At 42.6% G+C, this 1,346-nt stretch carries 1 protein-coding gene; it reads right to left on the reverse strand.

The genetic code is table 11. The features are described 5' to 3' along the window. Positions 1-135: 135 nt before the first annotated feature. Positions 136-1,029: a TraB/GumN family protein gene (locus GVO63_RS11550; RefSeq protein ID WP_159580006.1), complete on the reverse strand. Its 894-nt coding sequence runs from the start codon at positions 1,027-1,029 to the stop codon at positions 136-138. Positions 1,030-1,346 lie beyond the last annotated feature (317 nt).

Raw genomic sequence — 1,346 nt, forward strand, 5'->3', positions numbered from 1 at the left:
TAACACAAGTATCCAAAAAAGCGCACTTAGGTGCGCTTTTTTTATGTCTGCGTCTCAGGATGTGAGATTAAACGGCCTAAAAAAAGTGAAGTCTATGCCTCGCTCCTATTTTCTTAGGTCCGTATCGAGAAAGAGTTACATCTGCTCTATCGTGTAACCTTTGGCATCTAGTAATGCAATAACACTGTCTTCACCCACTAAATGCCCTGCACCTACCAGCACAAACTCCAGATCGTCATCACCGAACATAGCTTCAATTCGAGGTAACCAGTCTTGATTACGCTTAATGAAAACATCTTCGTAAGACGATGGAGACTCTCGCTTAAAGGTATCGACCACTAAGGTGTCGAGTTGCTCGGTATCGCCTGCTCGCCATGCTTTTATGGTTTTCGTAAGCATGTCTTTTAACTCTGGCAAGGTTTCCAAAGTTTCTGAAATAAGCCGGTCTTCTTCGCCCGCGCCCATGTTTGCAAGCATGTTTATTTGGAAATCTAAAGATTCAAGGTATTCACTTGTTTTTCCATCACGCTGAGCAAGCTGCATGAAGTAGGCATCTACACCTTCACCGGCTAATTGGGCACGTTGTGCTTCCATAGTCACTAACATAGAGGCAACCATACCTGGCTTAAATCTGGCGAGTTGATCTGCAGTTGCGCCAAAGTGGCCCAAGTAGGTATTGAGCGCTTGATACGTCTCATCTGAAATAACGTCTTTTAACGTTTTACCCTCAGCATACGCCAATCCGGCCATCATTTTTTGCTGGCCTTCAATATCGGCGGGATCGGGCATTTTTACTTCGAAGACTAACGTATCAACATTTTCATAGATGTCTGTAAATTTTCTTGGAAGCGGAAATTCTGAGATAGGCAAAATGTGTATTGTACCGCCGACGTAAACCGAATCATCTCCCTTCGTGACCTTCCAAATGGAGGTTTTGTCAGCGGGGTTGTCGGAGGCCAATGACGTGGCGACTGTCCAAAAGGTCAAACCTAGTGTGATTGCTAATTTGCGTACAGAAAAGTTCTTCATCTTTATCCCTAACGTATACTTACTAAAAGAGTTTATGTCTGTGTTGCAGCATCCTTTCACTTCCCGTTTCAAACAGGGCTTTTACATTTTGAACACTTCTGCGAAGACACGAAGCTAGCATAACAGACGTATTCTCAATTGTGTCCTGTACTTTGTCATTGAAAATCTTAATAGGTGAAGTGTTTGCGCTTATGCAAAATATTGGTTCGTGTGCAGCTAATACTTTTTTAGGTTTTACTGTAATTTTCAACGTGCGCGGGTTTTTGATTGCGTGCGTATTTTTTGCAAGACTGCAAAGTACGTTTTTAATAAAACCC

It is taken from the genome of Alteromonas sp. KUL106 (assembly GCF_009811415.1).
GTDB lineage: Bacteria > Pseudomonadota > Gammaproteobacteria > Enterobacterales > Alteromonadaceae > Alteromonas.